This window comes from Streptomyces sp. 7R007 (assembly GCF_054850255.1).
This window is the reverse complement of record NZ_JBTWMV010000041.1, coordinates 1-22,568: the sequence shown is the minus strand read 5'-3', so window position 1 is coordinate 22,568 and position 22,568 is coordinate 1. Positions and strand designations below refer to the sequence as shown.

The 22,568-nt window shown below is 70.2% G+C and carries 20 protein-coding genes; 7 read left to right on the top strand and 13 right to left on the bottom strand.

All coding sequences use genetic code 11. The annotated features are described in order from the left end of the window. Positions 1-60 precede the first annotated feature (60 nt). Positions 61-912, top strand: coding sequence for a transglutaminase family protein (locus tag ACYF6T_RS34730; RefSeq protein ID WP_461701531.1), 852 nt, complete (start codon positions 61-63; stop codon positions 910-912). Between the two features lies 1 nt (position 913). Here ACYF6T_RS34730 and ACYF6T_RS34725 read toward each other — a convergent pair whose 3' ends face one another. From ACYF6T_RS34725 to ACYF6T_RS34690, 8 genes are all read right to left on the bottom strand, one after another. After that, entirely contained in the window at positions 914-1,528 is a 615-nt protein-coding gene (locus ACYF6T_RS34725) for a response regulator (protein ID WP_461701529.1), read from the bottom strand. Then, positions 1,525-2,706 carry a sensor histidine kinase gene (locus ACYF6T_RS34720; protein WP_461701527.1) on the bottom strand — a complete coding sequence of 394 codons (1,182 nt, stop codon included), beginning with the start codon at positions 2,704-2,706 and terminating at the stop codon, positions 1,525-1,527. Before ACYF6T_RS34720 ends, ACYF6T_RS34725 begins: the two co-directional genes overlap by 4 nt. Positions 2,707-2,711: 5 nt before the next feature. Continuing rightward, positions 2,712-3,452 (bottom strand): ABC transporter permease, encoded by a 741-nt coding sequence (locus tag ACYF6T_RS34715; RefSeq protein WP_461701526.1) that lies wholly within the window; start codon positions 3,450-3,452, stop codon positions 2,712-2,714. Next, the gene (locus ACYF6T_RS34710; protein ID WP_461701524.1) at positions 3,449-4,375 is read right to left on the bottom strand and encodes an ABC transporter ATP-binding protein; all 927 of its coding nucleotides are present in this window, start codon (positions 4,373-4,375) and stop codon (positions 3,449-3,451) included. Before ACYF6T_RS34710 ends, ACYF6T_RS34715 begins: the two co-directional genes overlap by 4 nt. Positions 4,376-4,490: 115 nt before the next feature. Beyond that, positions 4,491-7,082 carry a hypothetical protein gene (locus ACYF6T_RS34705; protein ID WP_461701523.1) on the bottom strand — a complete coding sequence of 864 codons (2,592 nt, stop codon included), beginning with the start codon at positions 7,080-7,082 and terminating at the stop codon, positions 4,491-4,493. A 156-nt stretch (positions 7,083-7,238) separates the two neighbouring features. After that, entirely contained in the window at positions 7,239-7,649 is a 411-nt protein-coding gene (locus tag ACYF6T_RS34700) for a DUF6113 family protein (RefSeq protein WP_461701522.1), read from the bottom strand. Further along, the gene (gene mshB / locus ACYF6T_RS34695) at positions 7,646-8,503 is read right to left on the bottom strand and encodes an N-acetyl-1-D-myo-inositol-2-amino-2-deoxy-alpha-D-glucopyranoside deacetylase (RefSeq protein ID WP_461701521.1); all 858 of its coding nucleotides are present in this window, start codon (positions 8,501-8,503) and stop codon (positions 7,646-7,648) included. Before mshB ends, ACYF6T_RS34700 begins: the two co-directional genes overlap by 4 nt. A gap of 24 nt (positions 8,504-8,527) precedes the next feature. Beyond that, on the bottom strand, positions 8,528-8,722 hold the full coding sequence (locus ACYF6T_RS34690; protein WP_058923418.1) for a hypothetical protein: 195 nt from the start codon (positions 8,720-8,722) through the stop codon (positions 8,528-8,530). Between the two features lie 175 nt (positions 8,723-8,897). On the opposite strand from ACYF6T_RS34690, the gene ACYF6T_RS34685 reads away from it, so the two are divergent. Next, positions 8,898-11,018 carry a S9 family peptidase gene (locus ACYF6T_RS34685; protein WP_461701520.1) on the top strand — a complete coding sequence of 707 codons (2,121 nt, stop codon included), beginning with the start codon at positions 8,898-8,900 and terminating at the stop codon, positions 11,016-11,018. Between the two features lie 122 nt (positions 11,019-11,140). Here ACYF6T_RS34685 and ACYF6T_RS34680 read toward each other — a convergent pair whose 3' ends face one another. The 5 genes from ACYF6T_RS34680 to ACYF6T_RS34660 are packed head-to-tail and all read right to left on the bottom strand — an operon-like array spanning position 11,141 to position 16,716. Then, the gene (locus ACYF6T_RS34680) at positions 11,141-12,202 is read right to left on the bottom strand and encodes an ABC transporter ATP-binding protein (RefSeq protein ID WP_461701519.1); all 1,062 of its coding nucleotides are present in this window, start codon (positions 12,200-12,202) and stop codon (positions 11,141-11,143) included. Beyond that, positions 12,195-13,169, bottom strand: a complete 975-nt coding sequence (locus tag ACYF6T_RS34675; RefSeq protein ID WP_461701518.1) for an ABC transporter ATP-binding protein — start codon at positions 13,167-13,169, stop codon at positions 12,195-12,197. Before ACYF6T_RS34675 ends, ACYF6T_RS34680 begins: the two co-directional genes overlap by 8 nt. Positions 13,170-13,178: 9 nt before the next feature. Next, entirely contained in the window at positions 13,179-14,159 is a 981-nt protein-coding gene (locus ACYF6T_RS34670; protein WP_461701516.1) for an ABC transporter permease, read from the bottom strand. Further along, positions 14,152-15,075 carry an ABC transporter permease gene (locus tag ACYF6T_RS34665; protein WP_461701514.1) on the bottom strand — a complete coding sequence of 308 codons (924 nt, stop codon included), beginning with the start codon at positions 15,073-15,075 and terminating at the stop codon, positions 14,152-14,154. Before ACYF6T_RS34665 ends, ACYF6T_RS34670 begins: the two co-directional genes overlap by 8 nt. A 6-nt stretch (positions 15,076-15,081) precedes the next feature. Continuing rightward, a complete protein-coding gene (locus ACYF6T_RS34660) occupies positions 15,082-16,716 on the bottom strand; it encodes a peptide ABC transporter substrate-binding protein (RefSeq protein ID WP_461701512.1) in 1,635 nt (544 codons plus the stop codon). A gap of 445 nt (positions 16,717-17,161) precedes the next feature. Here ACYF6T_RS34660 and ACYF6T_RS34655 point away from each other — a divergent pair, with 445 nt between their 5' ends. From ACYF6T_RS34655 to ACYF6T_RS34635, 5 genes are all read left to right on the top strand, one after another. Beyond that, positions 17,162-18,190 carry an ABC transporter permease gene (locus tag ACYF6T_RS34655; protein ID WP_461701511.1) on the top strand — a complete coding sequence of 343 codons (1,029 nt, stop codon included), beginning with the start codon at positions 17,162-17,164 and terminating at the stop codon, positions 18,188-18,190. Between the two features lie 73 nt (positions 18,191-18,263). Further along, positions 18,264-20,051 carry an ABC transporter substrate-binding protein gene (locus tag ACYF6T_RS34650; protein WP_461701510.1) on the top strand — a complete coding sequence of 596 codons (1,788 nt, stop codon included), beginning with the start codon at positions 18,264-18,266 and terminating at the stop codon, positions 20,049-20,051. Between the two features lie 79 nt (positions 20,052-20,130). Then, entirely contained in the window at positions 20,131-21,111 is a 981-nt protein-coding gene (locus ACYF6T_RS34645) for an ABC transporter permease (protein WP_461701509.1), read from the top strand. A gap of 12 nt (positions 21,112-21,123) precedes the next feature. After that, positions 21,124-22,149 (top strand): ABC transporter ATP-binding protein, encoded by a 1,026-nt coding sequence (locus tag ACYF6T_RS34640; RefSeq protein WP_461701507.1) that lies wholly within the window; start codon positions 21,124-21,126, stop codon positions 22,147-22,149. 26 nt (positions 22,150-22,175) lie between these two features. Next, the coding region (locus ACYF6T_RS34635; protein WP_461701506.1) for an ATP-binding cassette domain-containing protein at positions 22,176-22,568 on the top strand (393 nt) is incomplete at its 3' end.

Here is a 22,568-nt window from a genome sequence, read left to right as displayed (position 1 = left end):
TCGGCGAGTCGGGGTCGTTCGGCTGTAGTACCGATCGCCGTGGAAGGGCACGAGCCAGCTATGCGTCCCCCATATCCCCCGCCGCCCGAGCGGTCCGCCGAGCTGCGTCGGCGGTTCGCCGAGGAGGCGCGCGCCGAGCGGCCCGACCTGTCCACGCTCTGCCTGCTGGTCGGCGCGGCGGCGGACGGGAGTCTGGACGAGGCGGGCATGGACGCCGCGCAGGCGGAGCTGGACCGGCTCGCCGGGCGGCTGCCGTTCCGGCCGGGCGGCCCGATGTCCTGGGCGACGGCCCTGCACCACCTGCTCGGCGTCCGGGACGGCTTCCGCGGCCTGCCCGGCGACTACCAGCGCCTGGAGTCGTCCCTGCTGCACGAGGTGCTGCGGCGCCGGCGCGGGCTGCCGATCCTGCTGTCGGTGGTGTGGATGGAGGTGGCGCGGCGGGCCGGGGCGCCGGTGTACGGCGTCGCGCTGCCCGGCCACTTCGTCGTCGGGTTCGGCCTGCAGGAGGAACAGGTCCTGGCCGACCCGTTCGACGGCGGCCGGGTGCTGAGCGGCGGCGACGCGGAGCTGCTGGTGGCGGGGGCTACGGGGGCGCCGCTGCATCCCTCGATGCTGACGCCCGCCGACCCGCTGGACGTGGTGCTGCGCATCCTGAACAACATCCGCGCCTGGGCGGCGGCCCGCCCCGAACGCTCGGACGTGGCCCTGTGGGCGGTGGAACTGTCCCTCCTGCTGCCGTCCCACCCGGCCCGCCTGCGCTATGAGCGCGCCCAGCTCCTGGTCCAGCGCGGCGACTTCGCGACCGGCGCGGCGGAACTGGAGGCGTACGCCGAGGTCGTGGCCCCGGTGGACGAGCCGGCGGCCGAACGCGTCCGCCAACAGGCCCGCTCAGCACGGGCGTTGCTCAACTGACCTACAGCCAGCCCTTCTCCCGGGCGATCCGTACGGCCTCCGCCCTGTTGCGGACCGCCAGTTTCTGGATGGCTGTGGAGAGGTAGTTGCGGACCGTGCCCTGGGAGAGGTGCAGGGTGGCGGCCAGTTCCGCGTTGGTGGAGCCGTCGGCCGCCGCGCGGAGCACCTCCCGTTCGCGGTCGGTCAGGGGGTTGGCGCCCTCCGCGAGGGCCGCCGCCGCGAGGGTGGGGTCGATGACGCGTTCGCCGGCGAGCACCTTGCGTACCGCCTGGGCCAGTTGGGCCGCCGGGGCGTCCTTGACCAGGAAGGCGTCGGCGCCCGCCTCCATGGCGCTGCGCAGGTAGCCGGGGCGGCCGAAGGTGGTGAGTACGACCAGTTTCACGCCCGGCAGGGCCTGGTGGACCCGGGCGGCCGCCTCGATGCCGGTGCAGCCCGGCATCTCGATGTCGAGCAGGGCCACGTCCACGCCGTGCTCGCGCGCCGCGTCCAGCACCTCGTCGCCGCGGGCCACCTGGGCGACGACCTCGATGTCGTCCTCCAGGCCGAGCAGGGCGGCCAGCGCCTCGCGGACCATCGACTGGTCCTCGGCGAGCAGGACCTTGATCGTGGGGCTCATGCCCCGGATCCTACGGCCCCCGACGCGGTCGCCGGGACTCGGGCGACCAGGCGGAAGCCGCGCTTGGTGCGCCCCGCCTCCAGCGTGCCGCCCGCCTTCTCCAGCCGTTCCGTCAGACCCGTCAGACCGTTGCCGGGGCCCTTGCCCGGGCCGCCCGAGCCGTCGTCCTCCACGGAGAGTTCGAGGATCTCGCCGTCCAGGGTCTGGCGGCGCAGCACCTCCACCGTGCAACGCCCGGCACCGCTGTGGCGTACGACGTTGGTGACCGCCTCGCGCAGCGCCCAGGCGAGGGCCGACTCGCTCTCCTCGGGGACGTCGGTGAGGTCGGGTTCGGCGGGTACGTCGGCGGTGACCGCGGCGGCCGCCAACGCCACCTGCGCGCCCGCCAGTTCGGCCGACAACCGGGGGCGCCGGTAGCCGGTGACCGCCTCGCGGACGTCCACCAGGGCCTGGCGGCTGACCTGTTCGATGTCGGCGACCTGCTGGGCCGCCTTGTCGGGGTGGTCGGGGAGCATCCGGCCGGCCAGCTCGCTCTTCAGCGTGATCAGCGACAGCGAGTGGCCGAGGAGGTCGTGCAGGTCCCTGGCCATCCGCAACCGCTCCTCGTTTGCAGCGAGTTGGGCGACCGTCGCGCGGGCCTTGCGCAGTTCCTGCGTGGTGCGGACCAGTTGGCCGACGCCGGTCATCGCGAAGCCGATGAGCAGGGTGAGCAGGACCATGGTCCCCAGGTCGCTCTCGCCGGTTCGGACCCCGACGGCCAGCATGACGGCCGCCGTCACCGGGATGGCCACGTACGCGGCCCGCAGCGGCAGCGACGCGCCGCAGGCGACGGAGACGTAGATGAACAGGCCGTCCCAGTGCACGCCCATGGTGAAGCAGAGCAGCACGGCCAGGGCGCCCATCACCGCGATGTAGATGCCCGCGTGCATCTGCGGGAAGGGCCTGCCCATGTTGCGGAAGACCAGCAGCAGGTAGACCCCGACGAAGGTCACCAGGCCCACCCAGCCGCCCACCGTGCCGGCCGTGCTGTGGGTCCCGCCGGTCAGGTCCCGCAGCGGCGAGCCCAGGAAGACCAGCCAGACGCCGATCCACACCGCCTTGCGCAGCGCGGCGCGGGCGGTACGCGGCGTCTGGCCGATCTGCACGAGCCGTTCCTCGGAACGGGGATCTTCCGTCATCGCGCTCACGCCTTCAGCGTGTCCTTCCGGTACAGCCACGCCGCGCCGCCAGCGAACAGGACGAAGTAGACGACGAGGAGGGCGAGGTCCTTGGTCTCGGGGGCCTGGCTCTGTTCGATGGCCCGCCCCAGGGCAGCGTACGCGTGCGTGGGCAGCCACTTGGCGATGTCCTGCAGCCACTGCGGGAACGTCGTCGACGGCATCCACAGGCCGCCCAGCATCGACAGCCCGAAGTAGGTGATCATCGTGATGGGGCGCACCGCGTCCCCGCTGGCGAGGTAGCCGATGGCCACGCCGAGCGCGGCGAAGACCAGGCTGCCGGCCCAGATCGCACCGGTCAGCGCGAGCCACTGCCAGGCGTCCAGGCGTACGTCCTTCACCACGGCGGCGACCACGAAGACGATCACGATCGAGGGCAGGCTGACCACGGCGGCGCTTGCGGTCTTCGCCAGCACGTACCCGCGGCCCGGCAGCGTCGTCAGCCGCAGCTGCCGTACCCAGCCGCTCTCCCGCTCCTTGGCGATGCGCTCGCTGTTGCCCATCAGCACGGCCGTCAGGGCGCCGAAGGAGGCCATGGAGACCATCATGTACGTCGCCAGGGTCAGACCGGTGCCGTCGACCTTGTCGGTGGCACCGGCGTTGCCCGCGATCAGCAGGAACAGGGCCGAGGGGTAGACGACCGAGAAGAACAGGAACTTGCGGTTGCGCAGGGCGCGGGTGAGTTCCAGCTTGATCAGGCTGTTCACGACTGCTTGGCCTCCTCGGCGGCGGTGATGGCGACGAAGGCCTGCTCGAGCCCGAGCCCGGCGACTTCGAGGTTGCGGGGGTAGACGCCGAGGCCGTACAGGGCCTGCACGGTCGCGTCGGCGTCGGAGGACTGGATGCGGACGGTCTGGCCCGAGATGTCGATGGAGGTCAGGAAGGGGAGGCCGCGCAGGGGCGCCTCGTCGATCGGGCCCGCCAGGTCGAACGACACCCGCCGCGCCCCCGCCTTGGCCTTGATCTCGGCCGCGGTGCCGTCCGCGAGCAGCCGGCCCCGGTGCAGCACCAGCACCCGGTCGGCGATCGCGTCGGCCTCCTCCAGGTAGTGGGTCGCGAACAGCACGGTCCGGCCCTGGTCGGCCTGCTCGCGCATGGTCGCCCAGAAGGCCTGGCGGGCGGAGACGTCCATGCCGGTGGTCGGCTCGTCCAGGACGATCAGGTCGCTGTCGCCGGCCGTGGCGAGGGCGAAGCGGACGCGCTGGGCCTGGCCGCCGGAGAGCTTGTTGACCTTGCGGTCGGCGATCTGGGAGACGCCGGCGCGGGCGAGGACGTCGGCGGCCTTGTACGGCCTGGGGTGCAGGGCGCAGGCCAGGCGCACGAGTTCCGCGACCGTCACCTCGTCCATCAGGCCGCCGCTCTGCAGCATGGCGCCCACCCGGCCGGCGACGATGGCCTCGCGGGGGCTGGTGCCGAAGACCCGCACCGTGCCGGCGTCGGCCTGCTTGAGGCCGAGCAGCAGGTCGAGGGTGGTCGACTTGCCGGCCCCGTTGGGCCCCAGCAGGGCCACGGTCTCCCCCGGGTGCAGGGCGAGCGTCAGCCCGTCGACGGCCCGCACGCTGCCGTAGCTCTTGGTCACCTGGTCGAACCCGACCACCGGGGCGCCGGTGGTCGTCGCTGTCGTCGTCATGACAGCCATGGTGTCCGCGCGGTGCGTCCGCCCGGCAGTGTCGACGGTCCGGACTACCGGATGACAGATGTCATACGGCCGTCATGCGACGCCCGTCATCCGGTGTCCGTGCCGGCTAGCTCGGGTTGGTCTCGATGACGCCGACCCGGTTGGTCTTGCTGAGCAGGGCCTGGCGCAGGGCGACATAGACGTCCTCGGGCGTGACGGCCGTCTTCTTGCCGGTGCCGCGGGTGATCAGGACGCCGTCGAAGGTCTGGCCGTACAGCTCCTTGAGCGCGTCCAGGTCGGGGCTGTCGGTCAGCTTGCCGTTGACGGCCTTGACCCGGAGGAACTTCCACAGGGAGTTCTGCGGGCTGAACTGGACCTGCGCCCCGGTGTCCGTCTTGACCGTCACCAGCCCCGACATCGCCGGTTCCGCAAAGGCCTTCATCTCGCGGTCGACCTCGGCGTTGGAGATCGTCGGCTGCCGGGTCGTGGTGACGACCGAGACCGGGTCGGTGGCGCCGGTCTCGACCTGCTTCTCGTACGCCTCCTCGACCGCCTCGGCCGACTTGGCGGCGTCGACGCCCTTGCCCGCCTTGCCGTAGACGGCGACCGCCTTGCCGGACACGAACTTGATCGTGCCCTCGGTCATCGAGCCGGAGCCGCCGGCCACGTCCTTCAGGGCGGCGTTCAGCTTCTCCTCGTCGACGGGCATGACCGGGTCGACGACCCGGTGGTTGCCGAAGAGGGAGCCGATGACGGAGACCGGGTTGTAGTCGCTCTGCGCGGCCCTGGCGACCGTGGCCTGCTCGTCGAACTGGAGCCCCGCCTGGTCCGGCTTGAGCGTGACCGTGGAGCCGCCGACCGACAGCTTCAGCGGCTTGTTCACCCGGTCGCCGAAGGCCGCGTCCAGCTTCTTCACGGCGTCGTCGCGGGTACCGCCGCCGATGTCGACGCCGAGGACGGTGGTGCCCTTGGGCACGTCGGTGTGGTTCATCAGCAGGCCGGCACCGTAGGCGCCGCCGGCGATCACGAACACGCCGACGCCCAGCAGCACCAGCTTGTTGCGGCCCTTCTTCTTGGGCGCGGCGGCCTTGGGCACGTTCTGCGAGACCGGCTCGGGCAGCTTCGGGGCCGTGTGCGGCACCGGTCCGTCGGCGCGGGCGCCGCCGGGGCCGAACGGGGAGTTGGCGCCGGGCGGCACGACCGGGATGCCGCTGGTGACGGTGTGCCCGGAGACGTTGTCCGGGGCCGGGTAGCCACCGCCCTGCGTGCCCGGCTCGGGGGCCGGCTTCTGCGGGGTGAGGATCGCGGTGTCGTCGCTCAGGCCACCGCCGGGTCCGAGACCGGCACCGGCGGGGGCGGCACCGGGGCCGCCGGGAGCGAAGGGCTCCCCGGCGCCGAAGGACTCGCCGCCGGGGATCATCCCCGGCCCGCCCGGCCCGCCCGGACCACTCCGGCCACCGGGACCGCCCGGGCCTCCGGGACCGCCAGGGCCGCCCTGCGTGACCGGCGGCACCATCGGCCCGTCTCCGGTCACCGGGCCGCCGGTCGGTCCCGCGGGGCCCTGCGGACCGCCCTGGCCGCCGTGGCCGTTCGGCCCGTTGAAGCCGCTCGGCCCGCCGGGGCCGCCGGGAGCACCGGGGCCGCCGTAGCCGCTCAGGCCGTCCTGGGCGCCGTAACCACCCTGCCCGCCCTGCGTGTCCTGGCCGCCGTAGCCACCCGGGCCGCCGTTCTGGGCGTCCAGCGCGCCGTAGGCACCCTGGCCGTCCAGGGCGCCGTAACCATCCTGGCCGCCCTGCCCGCCCTGCGCGCCGAAACCGCCCTGGCCGCCCCGCGTGTCCTGGGCGCCGTAACCGCCCTGGCCGCTCTGGCCGTTCTGCGCGTTGAGGCCGCCCTGTCCGTTCTGGCCGCCCTGCGCCCCGCGGTCGTTGTCCGAGAAGTACGGCAGTTCGTCGCGCCGCGGCTCGCCGCCGCCCTGGCCGGAGCGCGTGCCGTTGCCCAGCGGGCCCGCGGCCAGCGCCTCGGTGACGTCGAAGGAACCGGTGCCGCCGCCGTGCCCGGGAGCCACCGGACCGCCGGTCGCCCCGGGGAGCCCGGCGCCGTTCGTCGACCCGGGCCGCGCGCCGCCCGGCCGGGAACCACCGGGCACGCTCATGGAGCCGACCACGCCACCGGGCCGGCCGCCGCCGGGACGCGGGCCGCCGGACGCCCCCGCGGCGGGCCCCGCCGGACGCGTACCGCCCGCACTCGTGGCGCCCGCGCCCGAACCACCGGGCAGACCGGCTCCGTTGGTCGCGCCGCCGCCCTGACCGCCCTTGGGCGCGGACGACTTGCGTGGCGCGAACCAGTCGCTCGTCTTCTCCTCGCCGGACTGGCCGCCCGGCTGGCCCGGCTGGCCCGCCGGTGCCGGGCCGTCCGGCTCTGCGGGAGTCTCGCCCGGCGTCTGCGCCTCGGCGTCCTTGGTGCCGTCGACGCCCTCGGCGTCCGTGACGGGCTTGCGCACGACGACCGGCGGAATCGGCCGCGATCCGGGGATGTTGATCCGGATCCGGGTCGTCAGCGTGGTCTCGGTCTTGCGGTCCTCCGACTGCGCGGCCGAACGGCCCGTGTCCGCAGAGCCGTCCGAAACCTTCGGGGTGCCGTAGGGCGGCGTGCCCGAGGGGTATGCGGCTCCGCCGCGCCCGTTGGGCCCGGAGGACGGAGTGTCAGTTTCACGACTCAAGGCAGGTTCTCCCGGTTGGCTCCACCGCCCGCCACGACCTCAAGCGGGCGGCTCGGCGGCGCGCACCACCATACTGGCCACTTCTCACGCGTATCCCATGACCGCCGGGGAAACCCACACGGGACTCCCACGCGCCTTCAACGGCGAAGTAGTACGTCACTTGCCAAGTCGGGCGTCGCCCTCGTGAGGTTGCCGCGCCGAGCCAAGGGTGGCGCAGATCACAGCCACGGCCATGCCGCCGAGGAGGAAGAGATACGAGCCGCCGCCCGCGCCGAAGAGGAAGTCGCCCTCCGGGCGGCTGGCGGTGAGGAAGACGACGGCGATCATCCAGCCGGCGGCGGGCGCGATGGCCCCGGCCCGGCTGCCGGTGCCGCGCGCGCCGCCGAGCACCAGCCCGGCCTCGCCGGCCAGGGCGAGCAGCAGGCCGCCCGGGAACCAGCCGGCCTGGACGAGCGCCCCGGCGGCGCCGACGACCGCGCCGAGCAGGAAGAGTCCCAGGTAGAGGGCGGCGCGGCCGGCGGGGGGCCGCTGGAGGGGCTGCGCGAGCAGGGGGGTCCGGTCGCTCATGACGCCTCCCGGATGCCGGCGAAGAGGTCGGTCTCGCCGGGCTCTCCGCCTTCCCCGCGCACGAGTTCGTAGTACTCGGTGGTGAACAGCGGTTGCGCGAGGGCGTTGGAGAGCGCGAAGTAGGGTTCCGCGACCTCGATCTGGGTGGCGTGCGCCCGCATGGCGGCGGCCTTGGCGGCGGCGTACGCGGTGCCGTCGACGGTGGTGGTGACGTGCGCGGGGTCGACCACGCCGGGGACGTCGTCCACGGCGGCGCTCTTGGTGAAGGGCAGGCCGGGCAGGTCGGTTTCCAGCCGGGCGAAGGCCGCCTCGGCGACGGGGCGCGGGACGCGGTTCCAGTAGGTCTTGGCGATCCGCCAGCCGGCCTCGGCGGCGAGCTCCGCGGCGCGGGTGGCGACGCGGTGGGCCTGGATGTGGTCGGGGTGGCCGTAGCCGCCGTTGTCGTCGTAGGTGACGAGGACCTGGGGGCGTACCTCCAGGATCACCTCGACCAGGTGCCGGGCGGCCTCGTCGACGTCGGCCTGCCAGAAGCAGGCGGGGTCGTCGTTGTCGGGCAGGCCCATCATCCCGGAGTCCCGGTAGCGGCCGGGGCCGCCGAGCTGACGGAAGTCGGTGACGCCGAGCGCGCCGAGGGCGGCGGTGAGCTCGCCGAGGCGGTACTCGCCGAGCGCGGCGCCGGTGAGGTGCCGCAACTCGGGCGGAATGACCTCGCCGAGCTCGCCGAGGGTGCAGGTGACCAGGGTCACATGGGCACCCTCGGCCGCGTAGCGGGCCATGGTGACGCCGTTGTTGATCGACTCGTCGTCCGGGTGCGCGTGCACCAGCAGCAGACGCCGAGCGGGCAGGTCCGTCATACGACCCACCCTAGACGGGTCGGATCAGAACTTGATGCTGCCGATCATGCTCGCGATGTTCGTCGTCAGATCGTTGATCGTGGGCGCGACGGTCGAGGAGGCGAGGTAGAACCCGAGAAGGATGCAGACGACCGCGTGGCCGCCCTTCAGCCCGGACTTCTTGACCAACAGGAAGACGACGATCGCCAGCAGCACCACCGCCGAAATCGAGAGTGCCACGGCGGCTCACCTCCAAAGATCCCAAGTGCGCGGGGGTCGGACCAGGGGGCAGATAAATCCATACACGAGCCAGCAGGTTCATACCCACTATGCGGTAGTGATCATAACTATCCGTACGCGCGCATCGATCGGCGCACGGCCGCACAAGGGGGCGCATGGCCAATATGGTCGGGGCATGACGATGAGGTCCGACTCCTTCCCCCGCCGGCACGCCCGCACCCAGCGGTTCACGCTCGGCGCGCCACGCGCGTTCACCGTGGCGCCCGACGGCAGCCGGGTCGTGTTCCTGCGCTCAGGTTCCGGTACGGACAGGGCGAATTCGCTCTGGGTTCTCGATGTGGACGGCGTCAAGGAGCGCGTGGCGGCCGACCCGCGCGCCCTCCTGGGCGACGCCTCCGAGGAGCTCTCCCCGCAGGAGCGGGCGCGCCGCGAACGCAGCCGCGAGGGCGCCTCCGGCATCGTCGGCTACGCCACCGACGCGGCCGTGGAACTGGCGTCTTTCGCCTTGTCAGGGCGGCTTTTCACGGCCGAGCTGCGGGCCGGCACGGCACGTGAACTCCGGGTCCCCGGACCGGTGATCGACCCGCGCCCCTCCCCCGACGGCCGGCACGTCGCGTACGTCGCCCAGGGGGCGCTGCGGGTGGTGGAGGCCGAGGGCGCGGGTGAACGGGCGCTGGCGGAGCCGGAGTCGGAGAACGTCACCTACGGGCTGGCCGAGTTCATCGCGGCCGAGGAGATGCAGCGCTCGCGGGGCTTCTGGTGGTCGCCGGACTCGGACCGGCTGCTGGTGGCGCGGGTGGACGACACTCCGGTACGGCGCTGGTGGATCTCCGACCCGGCCCATCCGGAACGTGACCCACAGCACGTCGCGTATCCGGCGGCCGGGACGGACAACGCGGACGTCCGGCTGTTCGTGATCGGCCTCGACGGGCTGCGCACGGAGGTCTCCTGGGACCGCGGCCGCTATCCGTATCTGGCGCATGTGCACTGGTCAGAGGGGGGTGCGCCGCTGCTTCTGGTGCAGGCGCGCGACCAGCGCAGTCAGCTGTACCTGGCGGTGGATCCGGAGACCGGCACGACCCGGCTGGTGCACGCGGACGAAGATCCAGTTTGGCTGGATCTTTTCGCCGGCGTGCCCTGCTGGAGCCCCTCGGGACGGCTCGTGCGGATCGCCGACGAGGGGGGCGCGCGGGTCCTCGCGGTCGGTGAACGCCCGCTGACCGGGCCGCAGTTGCACGTACGGGCGGTGCTGGACGTGGCCGCCGACGACGTGCTGGTCTCGGCCTCGGCCGGCGCGGAGGCGGAGGCGGCCGAGGTGGGCGAGGTGCACGTCTACCGGGTCAGCGAGCTCGGCATGGAGCGCGTCTCGCAGCAGCCCGGCGTGCACTCGGCGGTGCGTGCCGGGGGCGTGACCGTCCTGGTGTCGGCCGTGCCGGACCGGCCGGGCGTCCAGGTGCAGGTGCTGCGGGACGGGAAGCCGGCGGCGACAGTGGCCTCGTATGCGGAAGATCCCGGTATGTCCCCGCGCGTGACGCTCACACAGGGGGGCGCACGCCGAATCCCGTGCGCCGTGCTTATGCCACGTGACTACCCCGGCGACACTCCCCTTCCGGTGCTCATGGACCCCTACGGCGGTCCGCACGGGCAGCGGGTGGTCGCCGCGCACAATCCGCACCTGACCTCGCAGTGGTTCGCGGACCAGGGTTTCGCCGTGATCGTCGCGGACGGCCGGGGCACGCCGGGGCGGTCCCCGGCCTGGGAGAAGGCGATCCGGGACGAGGTCGCCGCGGTCGCCGTGCAGGACCAGGTGGACGCGCTCCAGGCGCTGGCCGCCGACTTCCCGCTGGACCTCACCCGGGTCGCCATCCGCGGCTGGTCCTTCGGCGGCTATCTCGCGGCCCTCGCGGCGCTGCGCCGCCCGGACGTCTTCCACGCGGCGGTCGTGGGCGCGCCGGTGACGGATCTGCGCCTGTACGACACCCACTACCAGGAGCGCTACCTCGGGCACCCGGGCGAACAGCCGGAGGTCTACCGCCGCAACTCCCTCATCGACGACGAGGGGCTGGTCGACGCGGCCGAGCCGCACCGCCCGATGATGATCATCCACGGCTTCGCCGACGACAACGTGGTGGTCGCCCACTCGCTGCGCCTGTCCTCGGCACTGCTGGCCGCCGGCCGCCCCCACGAGGTGCTGCCGCTGTCCGGCGTGACCCACATGACCCCGCAGGAACAGGTCGCGGAGAACCTGCTGCTTTTGCAACTCGACTTTCTGAAGCGGTCGTTGGGGATGGCGTAGGCACGGCAACGGGCCGGGACGACATGGCGCGTCCCGGCCCGTTTACGGCACCCGCACGGCCGTACGCTGTAGAGACTGGCGCGTCCGTATATCGGAACCGGGTCGGCCGGGTTGCCTCCGTGTTACTCCGTGCCCTCGGTGCGCGGCTCCTCGGGCGGCACCACTTGCTTCTCCTCCGCGAAGTGGCACGCCGAGTCGTGCGCCGCCGGGCCGCTCGTCAGCCGGAACTCCGCCGGTACGGCGAGCAGCGGGACCTCCAGGGCGCAGCGCTCCCGGGCCTTCCAGCAGCGGGTGCGGAAGCGGCAGCCGGAGGGGATGTTCGTCGGGGAGGGGACGTCGCCCGCGAGGATGATCCGCTCGCGGTGCTCCCGCGCCTCGGGATCGGGCACGGGCACGGCGGACAGCAGCGCCTGGGTGTAGGGGTGCGTCGGATGGTCGTAGATCTCCTCGTCCCGGCCGGTCTCCACGATCCGCCCCAGGTACATCACGCCCACCCGGTCCGAGATGTGCCGCACGATCGACAGGTCGTGGGCGATGAAGACGTAGCTGAGCTCGAACTCGCTCTGCAGCCGGTCCAGCAGGTTGATCACCTGGGCCTGCACGGACACGTCCAGCGCGGAGACCGGTTCGTCGGCGACGATGATCTCGGGGCGCAGGGCGAGGCCGCGGGCGATGCCGATGCGCTGGCGCTGGCCGCCGGAGAACTGGTGCGGATAGCGGTTGATGTACTCGGGGTTGAGGCCGACGACGTCCAGCAGCTCCTGGACCTTCTTGCGCCGGTCGCCCTTGGGTGCCACCTCGGGGTGGATCTCGTACGGCTCCCCGATGATGTCGCCGACCGTCATGCGGGGGTTGAGGGAGGTGTACGGGTCCTGGAAGACCATCTGGATGTTGCGCCGCACCGACTTGAGCGCCCTGCCGGACAGCTTGGTGATGTCCTCGCCCTTGTACCGGATCAGCCCTTGCGTCGGCCGCTCCAGGTTGACCAGCATCTTGGCAACGGTTGACTTGCCGCAGCCGGACTCCCCGACGATGCCGAGGGTCTCCCCTTTGCCGAGCGTGAAGTCCACGCCGTCGACGGCCTTGACGGCACCGACCTGTTTCCTGAACAGAACGCCCTGCGTCAACGGGTAGTGCTTGACCAGTCCACTCACTTCGAGGATCGGCTCGACCCGGTCAGCCATTGAGGCACTCCCTCCAGAAGTGACAGGCACTGCCCCGCTGTTGATCGACCTCGTACAGGGGCGGCTCGTCGGTGCGGCACACGTCCTGGGCCATGGGGCAGCGCGGGTTGAACGCGCAGCCGGGAGGGATGTGCATCAGGTTGGGCGGCAACCCCTTGATCGCGTACAGCTCCTGCCCCTTCTGGTCGAGACGGGGGATGGAGTCGAGCAGTCCGCGCGTGTAAGGGTGGGCCGGCGCCTTGTAGATGTCGTGGACCGGCGCCGACTCCACGATCCGGCCCGCGTACATCACGGCGATCTTGTCGGCGACGTCGGCGACCACGCCGAGGTCGTGGGTGATGAGGATGAGCCCCATGTTGTACTCGCGCTGCAACTCCGCCAGCAGGTCCATGACCTGGGCCTGGACGGTGACGTCGAGGGCGGTGGTCGGCTCGTCGGCGATGACGAGGGCGGGCTCCAGCGCCAGCGCCATCGCGATCATGATGCGCTGGCGCATGCCCCCGGAGAACTGGTGGGGATAGTCCCGCACCCGCTCCCTGGCGGCCGGGATGCGCACCCGCTCCATCAGCTCGACGGCCCTGGCCCGCGCGTCCTTCCTGGACATCCCCCGGTGCACGACGAACATCTCGCCGAGCTGGTCGCCCACGGAGAGCACGGGGTTGAGCGACGACAGGGCGTCCTGGAAGATCATCGCCATCTCGGCGCCGCGGACCTTCCGCCGCTCCTCCTCCTTCAGCTTCAGCAGGTCCCGTCCCTGGAAGAGGATCTCCCCGCCCGTGATCCGTCCCGGCGGGATGTCGAGGATGCCCATCACGGCCTGCGCGGTGACCGACTTGCCCGACCCCGACTCGCCGAGCACGGCGAGCGTCTGCCCCGCGTCCACGCTGTAGTTCACCCCGTTGACGGCCTTGGCGACCCCGTCCCGGGTCCGGAACTCCACGTGCAGGTCCCGCACTTCGAGCAGCATGACGCCGCCTCACCTCAACTTCGGATCGAGGGCGTCGCGGACCGCGTCGCCGAGCATGATGAAGGCCAGGACGGTGATCGCCAGCGCGCCGGCCGGCCACAGGAGCATGTGCGGGGCGTTGCGGACGTAGGCGGAGGCGGAGGAGATGTCGATGCCCCAGCTGACGTTGGGCGGCTTGAGGCCCACGCCGAGGAAGGACAGGGTCGCCTCCAGCGCGATGTAGGTGCCGAGCGCGATGGTGGCGACGACGATCACCGGGGCGACCGCGTTGGGCGCGATGTGGCGCAGCAGCAGACGGGAGTGGGAGGCGCCGAGGGAGCGGGCGGCCTGGACGTAGTCGTTCTGTTTGGCGGTGATGACCGAGCCGCGCGCGATGCGGGCGATCTGCGGCCAGCCCAGCAGCACGATGAAGCCGACGACCGGCCAGACGGTGTTGCTGGTGACGACGGAGAGCAGGACCAGACCGCCGAGCACGACGGGGATCGCGAAGAAGATGTCGGTGATGCGGGAGAGGACCGAGTCCCAGAACCCGCCGAAGAACCCGGCGAGTCCGCCGAGCACCGATCCCAGGATCGCGACCCCGAGCGTGGCGCAGACGCCGACCGTGACCGACGTACGGGTGCCGTAGACCGTGCGCGTGTAGACGTCGCAGCCCTGGCCGTCGTAGCCGAAGGGATGGCCGGGCTGGGAGCCCTCCTGGGCCTTGGCGAGGTCGCACGTGAGCGGGCTCATGGAGGTGATCGCCGAGGGCCACAGGGAGATGAAGACCAGGAAGAGGATGACGACCCCGGAGATGATGAAGACCGGGTTGCGGCGCAGGTCGCGCCAGGCGTCGGACCACAGGGAGCGGGGCTTTTGCTGAGGTCCCGTGCCCTCGGGGCCGGCCGGGGTCCGCTCCAGCGTCGTCGCCTCGCTCGCCGCGAGGTCCATCGCGCCGCCCATGCCGGTCCCGGCGATGGCGCCCTCCGGTTCGTACGGCTGCTCAGGCATAGCGGATCCTCGGGTCGAGTACGGCGTACAGGAGGTCGACGACCAGGTTGCAGACCAGGAAGACGAGGACGAGCACGGTCACGAAGCCGACGACGGTCTGCGTGTTCTGGCGCAGGATGCCCTGGTAGAGCTGGTAGCCGACGCCGTGGATGTTGAAGATCCGCTCGGTGACGATCGCGCCGCCCATCAGCGCGCCGATGTCGGCGCCGATGAAGGTGACCACGGGGATCAGGGAGTTGCGCAGCAGGTGCCGGACGATCACCCGCCGCCGGGGCAGTCCCTTGGCGATGGCGGTGCGGACGTAGTCGGAGCGCCGGTTCTCCGCGATGGAGGTGCGGGTGAGCCGGGTGACGTAGGCGAGGGAGACCGAGGCGAGGACGAGTCCCGGCACGATCAGCTCGCTGAAGGCGGCGTCGGAGGAGACGGACGGTTTGATCCAGCCCCACTCGACGCCGAGGAGCAGTTGCAGCAGCAGGCCGGTGACGAAGGTGGGCACGGAGATGACGACGAGGGTGGCCAGCAGGACCGAGGTGTCGACGGGGCGCCCGCGGCGCAGGCCGGTGACGACGCCGAGCGTGACGCCGATGACGATCTCGAAGAGGATCGCCACGATCGTCAGCCGGATGGTGACGGGGAACGCCGTCGACATCAGCTCGGTGACCTTCTGCCCGTTGAAGGCGGTGCCGAAGTCGCCGGTGAAGACGTTCCCCATGTAGGTGAGGTATTGCTGCCACACGGGCTTGTCGAGCCCGAACTCCTTCTTGAGCTGGGCGGCCGTGGCCGGGTCGCACTGCCGCTCGCCGCACAGTCCCGCGATGGGGTCGCCCATCACGTTCACCATCAGGAAGATCAGCAGCGTGGCCCCGATGAACACCGGGATCATCTGGAGCAGACGCCGGACCACGTACCGTCCCATGCGCGCTCAGCCCACCTTGATCTCGTTGTAGACCGGCACGCTGAACGGGTTGAGGGCCACGTTCGACAGCCGGTCGGACCAGCCGGCGCTGCCGTTCTGGTACCAGAGCGGGATGGCCGCCATGTTGTCGCGGACGACCTTCTCGGCGTCCTGGAAGAGGCTGATCGCCTTGGCGGTGTCGGTCTCCTCGTTGGCCTGGTCGACGAGCTTGTCGAAGTCCTTGTCGGACCACTTGCCGTCGTTGGAGGAGGCGTCGGTGTAGTACAGCGGCTGCAGGAAGTTCTGGATCAGCGGGTAGTCCATCTGCCAGCCCGCCCGGAACGGCCCGGTCATCTTGTGCTGCCCGATCTGGTTGCGGAAGTCCGCGAAGGTGCCGACCGGGTTGCCGACGCAGGCCTTGTCGTTGCCGAGCGCGTTGTTGATGGAGTTGCACACGGCGTCCACCCACTCCTTGTGCGAGCCCGTGTCCGCGTTGTACGTGATCTTGACCTGGCCGCCGGGCAGGCCGCCGCCCTGCTGGATCAGCTTCTTCGCCTCGGCCGGGTTGTAGGTGCAGCCGTCGCCGCACAGCCCGTCCTGGAAGCCGCCCTTGGTACCGAGGACCGGGGAGGTCCAGTCGGTGGCCGGGGTGCGGGTCTTCTGGAAGATCGTGTTGGTGATCTGCTCGCGGTTGATCGCCATGGACAGGCCCTTGCGGACCTTCTCCGAGCCGCTCTTGTTCCAGTCCTTGTCGTAGAAGGGGAAGGCGAGCGTCTGGATGATGCCGGCGGGGGTGTTCAGGTACCGGCCGCCGAGGTCGCTCTTGACGTTCTTGAGCTGGGCCGCCGGGACGTCGTCGACGAGGTCGAGGTTGCCGGCCATCAGGTCGGTGTAGGCGGTGTTGTTGTCGGTGTAGACCTTGAGGTCGACGCCGCCGTTCTGCGCCTTGTCGTCGCCGGGGTAGGCGTCCCACTTGCGCAGCGACATCTTCGAGCCCTTGGTGTACGACTGCACGGTGTAGGGCCCGTTGCCGACCGGCTTGGCGATCCAGGCGGCGTGGTCGGTGAAGAACGCCCGGGGCAGCGGGGCGAAGGCCGCGTAGCCGAGGGTGTCGGGGAAGGTCGAGAACTTCTGGCTGAGCCTGACGGTGAAGGTGTTGGTGCCGGTGACCTTCAGGCCGGAGAGCGTGGCGGCGGTCTGCTTCGAGCCGTCCTCCGGGTGAACCTTGTCGTAGCCGTCGATGTAGCCGAAGAAGTACGCGTTCTTCTGGTTGTTCTTCAGGCTCGCCCCATAGTTCCAGGCGTCGACGAAGGACTTCGCGGTGACGGCCTCGCCGTTGCTGAACTTCCAGCCGCTCTTGACGGTGATGGTGAAGTTCTGCGAGTCCGAGGTCTCGATCTTCTCGGCGAGCATGTCCTTGGCGGCGCCGGTCTTGGGGTCGTACCGCTTCAGCCCCCGGAAGATCATGTCGAGGACCTTGCCGCCCTGCACCTCGTTGGTGTTGGCCGGCTCCAGCGGGTTCTGCGGGTCACCCCAGGAGGAGCTGAGCACCGCGCTGCCGTCCCCGCCGCCGCTGTCGCTCCCGCCGCCCCCGCAGGCTGTCGCCGCGAGCGCGATCGCCGCCGCGCCGGCGACCCATCTGGCGTGCGTGGCTCCACGCATCGAGTGCCTCCTCAGGAATGCCAATCCGTTACCGGTCAATATCGATGCAAAAGGTGCACATCGCATACGCACTCGGCCCATTGGGGGCACGCACCATCCGGATGGCCGCGCGCGGCAAAGGATCTTGACCAAAGGGCGCAACAGATCTTCGCCGGCCGATGCCGAACCGTTGGAATGCGACCGCCGGATGTACGCATTCCGACACCCGGGCGTCCGCATATCGAACTCGATGCCCGTTTCGCGCAGTTGGCCGGAGTTCAGACACGGAACGATCACAGGGCGCTACACGCGTAGCTACGACATGGCAAAGTGAAGGCAAAGAACGTAAAGAGCCCGCCAAGGCGACCCAGAATTTATTGACCTTGAACGAATTGCGTTGAAAAAGTCCGGCGTAGCCCGTAGGGACCGCCCTGCGGCGTCCTTGACCCATCGGGCACGGAGCATCATGACCCCCCCAACCCCTTCCCCGGCCGCCCCGCCAGAGGTGACCGACGAAGACAACGCGGCACCGGCGCAGACCTCGGCTCTCAAGGGCAACGAGAGCCGCTCGCCGGGACGGCTCGCCTGGAGCCGTTTCAAGCGCGACCGGACGGGCGTCATATCCGCCTACGTGGTGATCTTCTTCTTCCTCATAGGCATCTGCGCGCCCCTGATCGCCAGGCTCTACGGCAAGAACCCGTACACCACGTACGGCATGAACATCCCGGGCCTGCTGAACGAGTTCAACTTCCCGGTCAAGCCGAACGGCGGCATCAGCTCCGACTTCTGGTTCGGCATCGAGCCGCAGCTCGGCCGGGACGTCTTCACCTTCCTGCTCTACGGCATCCGCAACTCGCTGCTGATCGCCGCGGCCGCCACCCTGCTGACGACCCTGATCGGCGTCGTCATCGGCATCACCGCCGGGTACCTCGGCGGCAAGACGGACTACCTGGTCGGCCGGGTGATCGACATCCTGCTGGCCTTCCCGCAGACGCTGTTCTTCATCGCGTTCTGGCCCGTGGTGATGGCGATCTTCGTCGCCTCGGACGAGAACACGCCGGTCTGGCTGACCGTCACCAGCCTCATCATCGTCATGACGGTGTTCGGCTGGGCCTCCATCGCCCGGCTGCTGCGCGGCGAGGTGCTCGCCCTGCGCGAGCGGGAGTTCGTCGAGGCGGCCAAGGTCACCGGCGCCTCCCCGGCGCGGATCATCTTCAAGGAACTGCTGCCCAACCTGTGGACGCCGATCCTGATCCAGTCGACGCTCCTGCTGCCGGCCTATGTGACGGCCGAGGCGGGTCTGGCCTTCGTCGGCGTAGGTCTGTCCGACCCCACCCCCGACTGGGGCGTGATGATCCAGAACGGCGCCAAGTACTACCAGGACGACATCACCTTCATGGTCTTCCCCGGCCTGTCCATGGTGATCTTCGTCGTGGCCTTCAACCTCCTCGGCGACTCGGTCCGCGACGCACTGGACCCGAAGACCAAGCGCTGAGCTTCACCCCGGCCCGGCGACGGGGCCCGGCCGGGTGCCAGTACCTCCTTCCTCCACTACGAACGGGTCAGCCATGTCTCTCTCCCGCAGAAACTTCGTCATAGCCACCACTGTCGCGGCCGCGGGCTCGACGCTGCTGTCCGCGTGCAGCAGCGGCAACGCGGGCGGCGGCAGCGGCAGCACCCCGAGCGACGGCGCCACCTCCTACACCGGCGCCAAGGTGACCGTCGGCACCAAGGAGGACTCGACCGGTCCCGCTCCGGAGATCCCCGGCGCGAAGAAGGGCGGCACGATCTACGGCCTGGCCCCCGACGACTTCTCGCACCTCGACCCGCAGCGCATCTACTACGCGTACAACTCCACCGCCGCCCTGCTCCTGCACCGCTGCCTGACCGGCTACAAGATCGACTCCAACGGTCACCAGAAGCTGGTCGGCGACCTCGCCACCGACACCGGCACCCCCTCCGCCGACAACAAGACCTGGACCTTCACGCTGAAGGAGGGTCTGAAGTGGGAGGACGGCAGCGAGCTGACCGTCGAGGACGTGCGCCACGGCATCGAGCGCTCCTGGGCCCCCTTCATCACCGAGGGCGCCAACTACGTCCAGGCGGCGCTGACCGGCAAGGCCGGCAAGTGGCGTGACGCGTACGAGGGTCCGTACAAGGGCAAGCACCTGGACTCGATCGTCACCGACAAGGCCAAGCGGACCATCACCTTCAAGCTGGCCGAGGCCAAGCCGGACTTCAACTTCACGCTGGCGATGCACTCCTACGCCGCGGTGTCCCCGAAGCTGGACACCAAGGAGAAGTACGACAAGAAGCCGGCCGCCTGCGGCCCGTACAAGATCAAGTCGCACACCACCGACAAGTCGATGGTGCTGGTCCGCAACAAGTACTGGGACCCGGCGACCGACTCGATCCGCAACGCCTACCCGGACGGCTTCGAGTTCGACTTCGGCATCGAGACCCTCGACACCGTGGACCGCCTCATCGCGGACCAGGGCAACGACCAGTACGCGGTCTCCATCTACAAGGGCGTCCCGGCCGAGCGCATCCAGAAGGTGCTCACCGACCCCGAGCTGAAGAAGCGCAGCTTCAACGGCCTGCTGACCGGCGTCTACTACTACGCGATCAACACCAAGCGCGTCACCGACCTCAAGGTCCGCCAGGCCCTCAACCACGCCTGGCCGCTGCAGCAGATCCGGCAGATCTACGGCGGCCCGTCGGCCGGCGACTTCGCGACCTCGATCCTCAGCCCGGACATCATCGGCTACAAGAAGTACGACCTCTACGGCAAGCTCACCAAGCCGCAGGGCGACCCGGCCAAGGCCAAGGCGCTCCTGAAGGAAGCCGGCAAGGAGGGCATGAAGATCGTCTACGCGTACCCGAAGGACCCGACCTACGACAAGACCAAGGTCGTCATCGAGAACGCGCTGAAGGAGGCCGGCTTCACGCCGGTCATCAAGCCGATCGACTCCACCACGTACTACGACCAGATCCAGCAGATCGACAACAGCTACGACGTGATGTGGTTCGGCTGGTCCCCGGACTGGCCCACCGCCTACACCGTCATCCAGCCGCTGTTCGACGGCTCGGTCATCGGCAACGGCATGAACAACATCTCGCAGACCGACATCGGCTGGATCAACGACGGCATCAAGAAGAACGCCGTCATCGCCGACCAGCAGAAGGCGGGCGAGGCCTGGCAGGCGCTGGACGAGCGGATCATGAAGGAGGTCGCGCCGATCATCCCGGAGACCTTCTCGCGGCGCTACTACGTCTACGGCTCCAAGGTCGGCGGCGCCCAGTTCGACCCGAACTTCTCCGCGACCCTGCTGTACAAGACCTTCGTGAAGGCCTGACGTACGACCCCTGGCGGGGCGGCCGGTGCCGCCCCGCCTTCTCACCCCCTACGGCATCCGTCAGGAAAACCCAACCGCCATGCTCCGCTTCCTCATCCGCCGGACCCTCGGCGCCGCTGTGATCCTGCTGATCATCAGCGCCCTGGTGTTCGTCCTGTTCTACGCCGCTCCGCGCGACCCCGCCCGCATCGCCTGCGGCAAGGTCTGCACCCCCGAGACCCTGGCACTGGTGCGGAAGAACCTGGGGATCGACCACTCGCTCCCCGTGCAGTACTGGGACTGGCTCAAGGGCCTGTTCGTGGGGCGTGACTACGCCTCGTTCGGGCACTGCAAGGCGCCCTGCCTCGGCTACTCCTTCCAGAACCGCGAGCCGGTCCTGGCCACCATCCTCGACCGCTTCCCGACCACGGTCTCGCTGGCCATCGGCAGCTCCGTGGTCTTCCTGGTGTTCGGCATCGGCACGGGCATGCTGGCCGCCGTCAAGCAGGGCAAGGCGGTCGACAAGGTCGCCAGCTCCGCCTCGCTGATCGCCTCCTCCATGCAGATCTACGTCGTCGGCGTCTTCGCCACCTATCTGCTGGTCGACCAGTGGCACCTGCTGGACCGCGCCCACTACACGCCGTTCACGCAGAACCCCGTCCAGTGGGCGCAGGGTCTGCTGGTGCCGTGGCTGGTGCTCTCCCTGATCTGGACCGCCAACTACACGCGCATGACGCGCTCGCAGATGGTCGAGGCGCTGAGCGAGGACTACGTGCGCACGGCCCGCGCCAAGGGCATGTCGCGCCGCACGGTGTTCTTCCGGTTCGCCTGGCGCGGTGCCATGGGCCCGATCGTCACCATCTTCGGCCTGGACCTCGGCACGCTGCTGGGCGGCGCCATCATCACGGAGTCCACCTTCAGCCTCCAGGGCCTGGGCCTGCTGTCGGTCAAGGCGGTCAGCACCAACGACCTGCCGATGCTGCTCGGAGTCGTCCTGGTCGCGGCAGCCGCGATCGTCCTGTTCAACATCATCGTCGACGCCGTGTACGCCTTCATCGACCCGCGCGTGCGCCTCGCGTAAGGAGAGCGAACCATGAGCACCCCCTTCCTCTCCCTGCGCGACCTCAAGGTCCACTTCGCCACCCACGACGGTGTCGTGAAGGCCGTCGACGGGCTCTCCTTCGACCTGGAGCGCGGCAGGACCCTCGGCATCGTCGGCGAGTCGGGCTCCGGCAAGTCCGTCACCAACATGGCGATCCTGGGCCTGCACGACCCGCGCAACACCACGCTCGACGGCGAGATCCTGCTGGACGGCAAGGAGCTGATCACCGCCTCCGAGCGCGAGCTGGAGCAGCTGCGCGGCAACAAGATGTCCATGATCTTCCAGGACGCGCTGGCCTCCCTGTCGCCGTACCACACGATCGGCGCGCAGATCGGCGAGGTGTACCGCAAGCACACCGGCGCCTCCAAGAAGGCGGCCCGGGCGCGGGCGGTGGAGATGCTGCGCCGGGTGGGCATCCCGCAGCCGGACATCCGGGTGGACGACTACCCGCACCAGTTCTCCGGCGGTATGCGCCAGCGCGCGATGATCGCCATGGCCCTGGTCTGCGACCCGGAACTGCTGATCGCCGACGAGCCGACGACCGCCCTCGACGTGACGGTCCAGGCCCAGATCATGGACCTGCTCAAGGACCTCCAGCAGGAGTTCGGCACCGCGATCATCTTCATCACGCACGACCTGGGCGTCATCGCCGACGTCGCCGACGACGTGCTGGTGATGTACGGCGGCCGGTGTGTGGAGCGGGGCTCGAAGAAGGACGTGCTCAGCAACCCCGAGCACCCCTACACGCTGGGTCTGCTGGGTTCGATGCCCAGCCTGGACGGGCCGGTCGACGTGCCGCTGTCGCCGATCCCCGGCTCGCCGCCCTCGCTGCTCAACCCGCCCTCCGGCTGCCGTTTCCACCCGCGCTGCGCCTTCGCCGAGAAGGTGGCCGGCGGGCGGTGCGCCACCGAGCAGCCGGCGCTGGAAGTCGTGGCCGGGCGGGGCTCGGCGTGCCATCTGACGCCGGAGCAGAAGCGCGAGCTCTTCGCCGACTACGCCACGGCGCGGACCCACTGACGTACAAGAGACGGGACTTCACCACCATGAGCAGCACCACCCCCCTCCTGGACGTCTCCGGCCTGACCAAGCACTTCCCGGTCAAGGGCGGCTTCCCGATCCGGCGCACGGTCGGCGCCGTACAGGCCGTCGACGGCATCGACTTCCAGGTCGCCGAGGGCGAGAGCCTGGGCCTGGTCGGCGAGTCGGGCTGCGGCAAGTCGACGACGGGCCGGCTGATCACCCGGCTGCTGGAGCCGACCGCGGGGAAGGTCTCCTACCGCGGCCAGGACATCACGCACGCCAGCCGCAAGGAGCTCGCGCCGATCCGGTCCGAGATCCAGATGATCTTCCAGGACCCGTACTCGTCCCTGAACCCGCGCCAGACGGTCGGCAAGATCATCTCCGGGCCGATGGAGATCAACGACATCAACCCGGCC

Excerpts from the sequence above, each read along its gene's own strand:
- ACYF6T_RS34655 (WP_461701511.1), top strand. The coding sequence starts at position 17,162 with ATGACCCCCCCAACCCCTTCCCCGGCCGCCCCGCCAGAGGTGACCGAC.
- ACYF6T_RS34680 (WP_461701519.1), bottom strand. The coding sequence starts at position 12,202 with ATGGCTGACCGGGTCGAGCCGATCCTCGAAGTGAGTGGACTGGTCAAG.
- ACYF6T_RS34640 (WP_461701507.1), top strand. The coding sequence starts at position 21,124 with ATGAGCACCCCCTTCCTCTCCCTGCGCGACCTCAAGGTCCACTTCGCC.
- ACYF6T_RS34720 (WP_461701527.1), bottom strand. The coding sequence starts at position 2,706 with ATGACGGAAGATCCCCGTTCCGAGGAACGGCTCGTGCAGATCGGCCAG.
- ACYF6T_RS34670 (WP_461701516.1), bottom strand. The coding sequence starts at position 14,159 with ATGCCTGAGCAGCCGTACGAACCGGAGGGCGCCATCGCCGGGACCGGC.
- ACYF6T_RS34675 (WP_461701518.1), bottom strand. The coding sequence starts at position 13,169 with ATGCTGCTCGAAGTGCGGGACCTGCACGTGGAGTTCCGGACCCGGGAC.
- ACYF6T_RS34725 (WP_461701529.1), bottom strand. The coding sequence starts at position 1,528 with ATGAGCCCCACGATCAAGGTCCTGCTCGCCGAGGACCAGTCGATGGTC.
- ACYF6T_RS34660 (WP_461701512.1), bottom strand. The coding sequence starts at position 16,716 with ATGCGTGGAGCCACGCACGCCAGATGGGTCGCCGGCGCGGCGGCGATC.
- ACYF6T_RS34645 (WP_461701509.1), top strand. The coding sequence starts at position 20,131 with ATGCTCCGCTTCCTCATCCGCCGGACCCTCGGCGCCGCTGTGATCCTG.
- ACYF6T_RS34685 (WP_461701520.1), top strand. The coding sequence starts at position 8,898 with ATGACGATGAGGTCCGACTCCTTCCCCCGCCGGCACGCCCGCACCCAG.
- ACYF6T_RS34650 (WP_461701510.1), top strand. The coding sequence starts at position 18,264 with ATGTCTCTCTCCCGCAGAAACTTCGTCATAGCCACCACTGTCGCGGCC.
- ACYF6T_RS34710 (WP_461701524.1), bottom strand. The coding sequence starts at position 4,375 with ATGACGACGACAGCGACGACCACCGGCGCCCCGGTGGTCGGGTTCGAC.
- ACYF6T_RS34665 (WP_461701514.1), bottom strand. The coding sequence starts at position 15,075 with ATGGGACGGTACGTGGTCCGGCGTCTGCTCCAGATGATCCCGGTGTTC.
- ACYF6T_RS34730 (WP_461701531.1), top strand. The coding sequence starts at position 61 with ATGCGTCCCCCATATCCCCCGCCGCCCGAGCGGTCCGCCGAGCTGCGT.
- ACYF6T_RS34700 (WP_461701522.1), bottom strand. The coding sequence starts at position 7,649 with ATGAGCGACCGGACCCCCCTGCTCGCGCAGCCCCTCCAGCGGCCCCCC.
- mshB (WP_461701521.1), bottom strand. The coding sequence starts at position 8,503 with ATGACGGACCTGCCCGCTCGGCGTCTGCTGCTGGTGCACGCGCACCCG.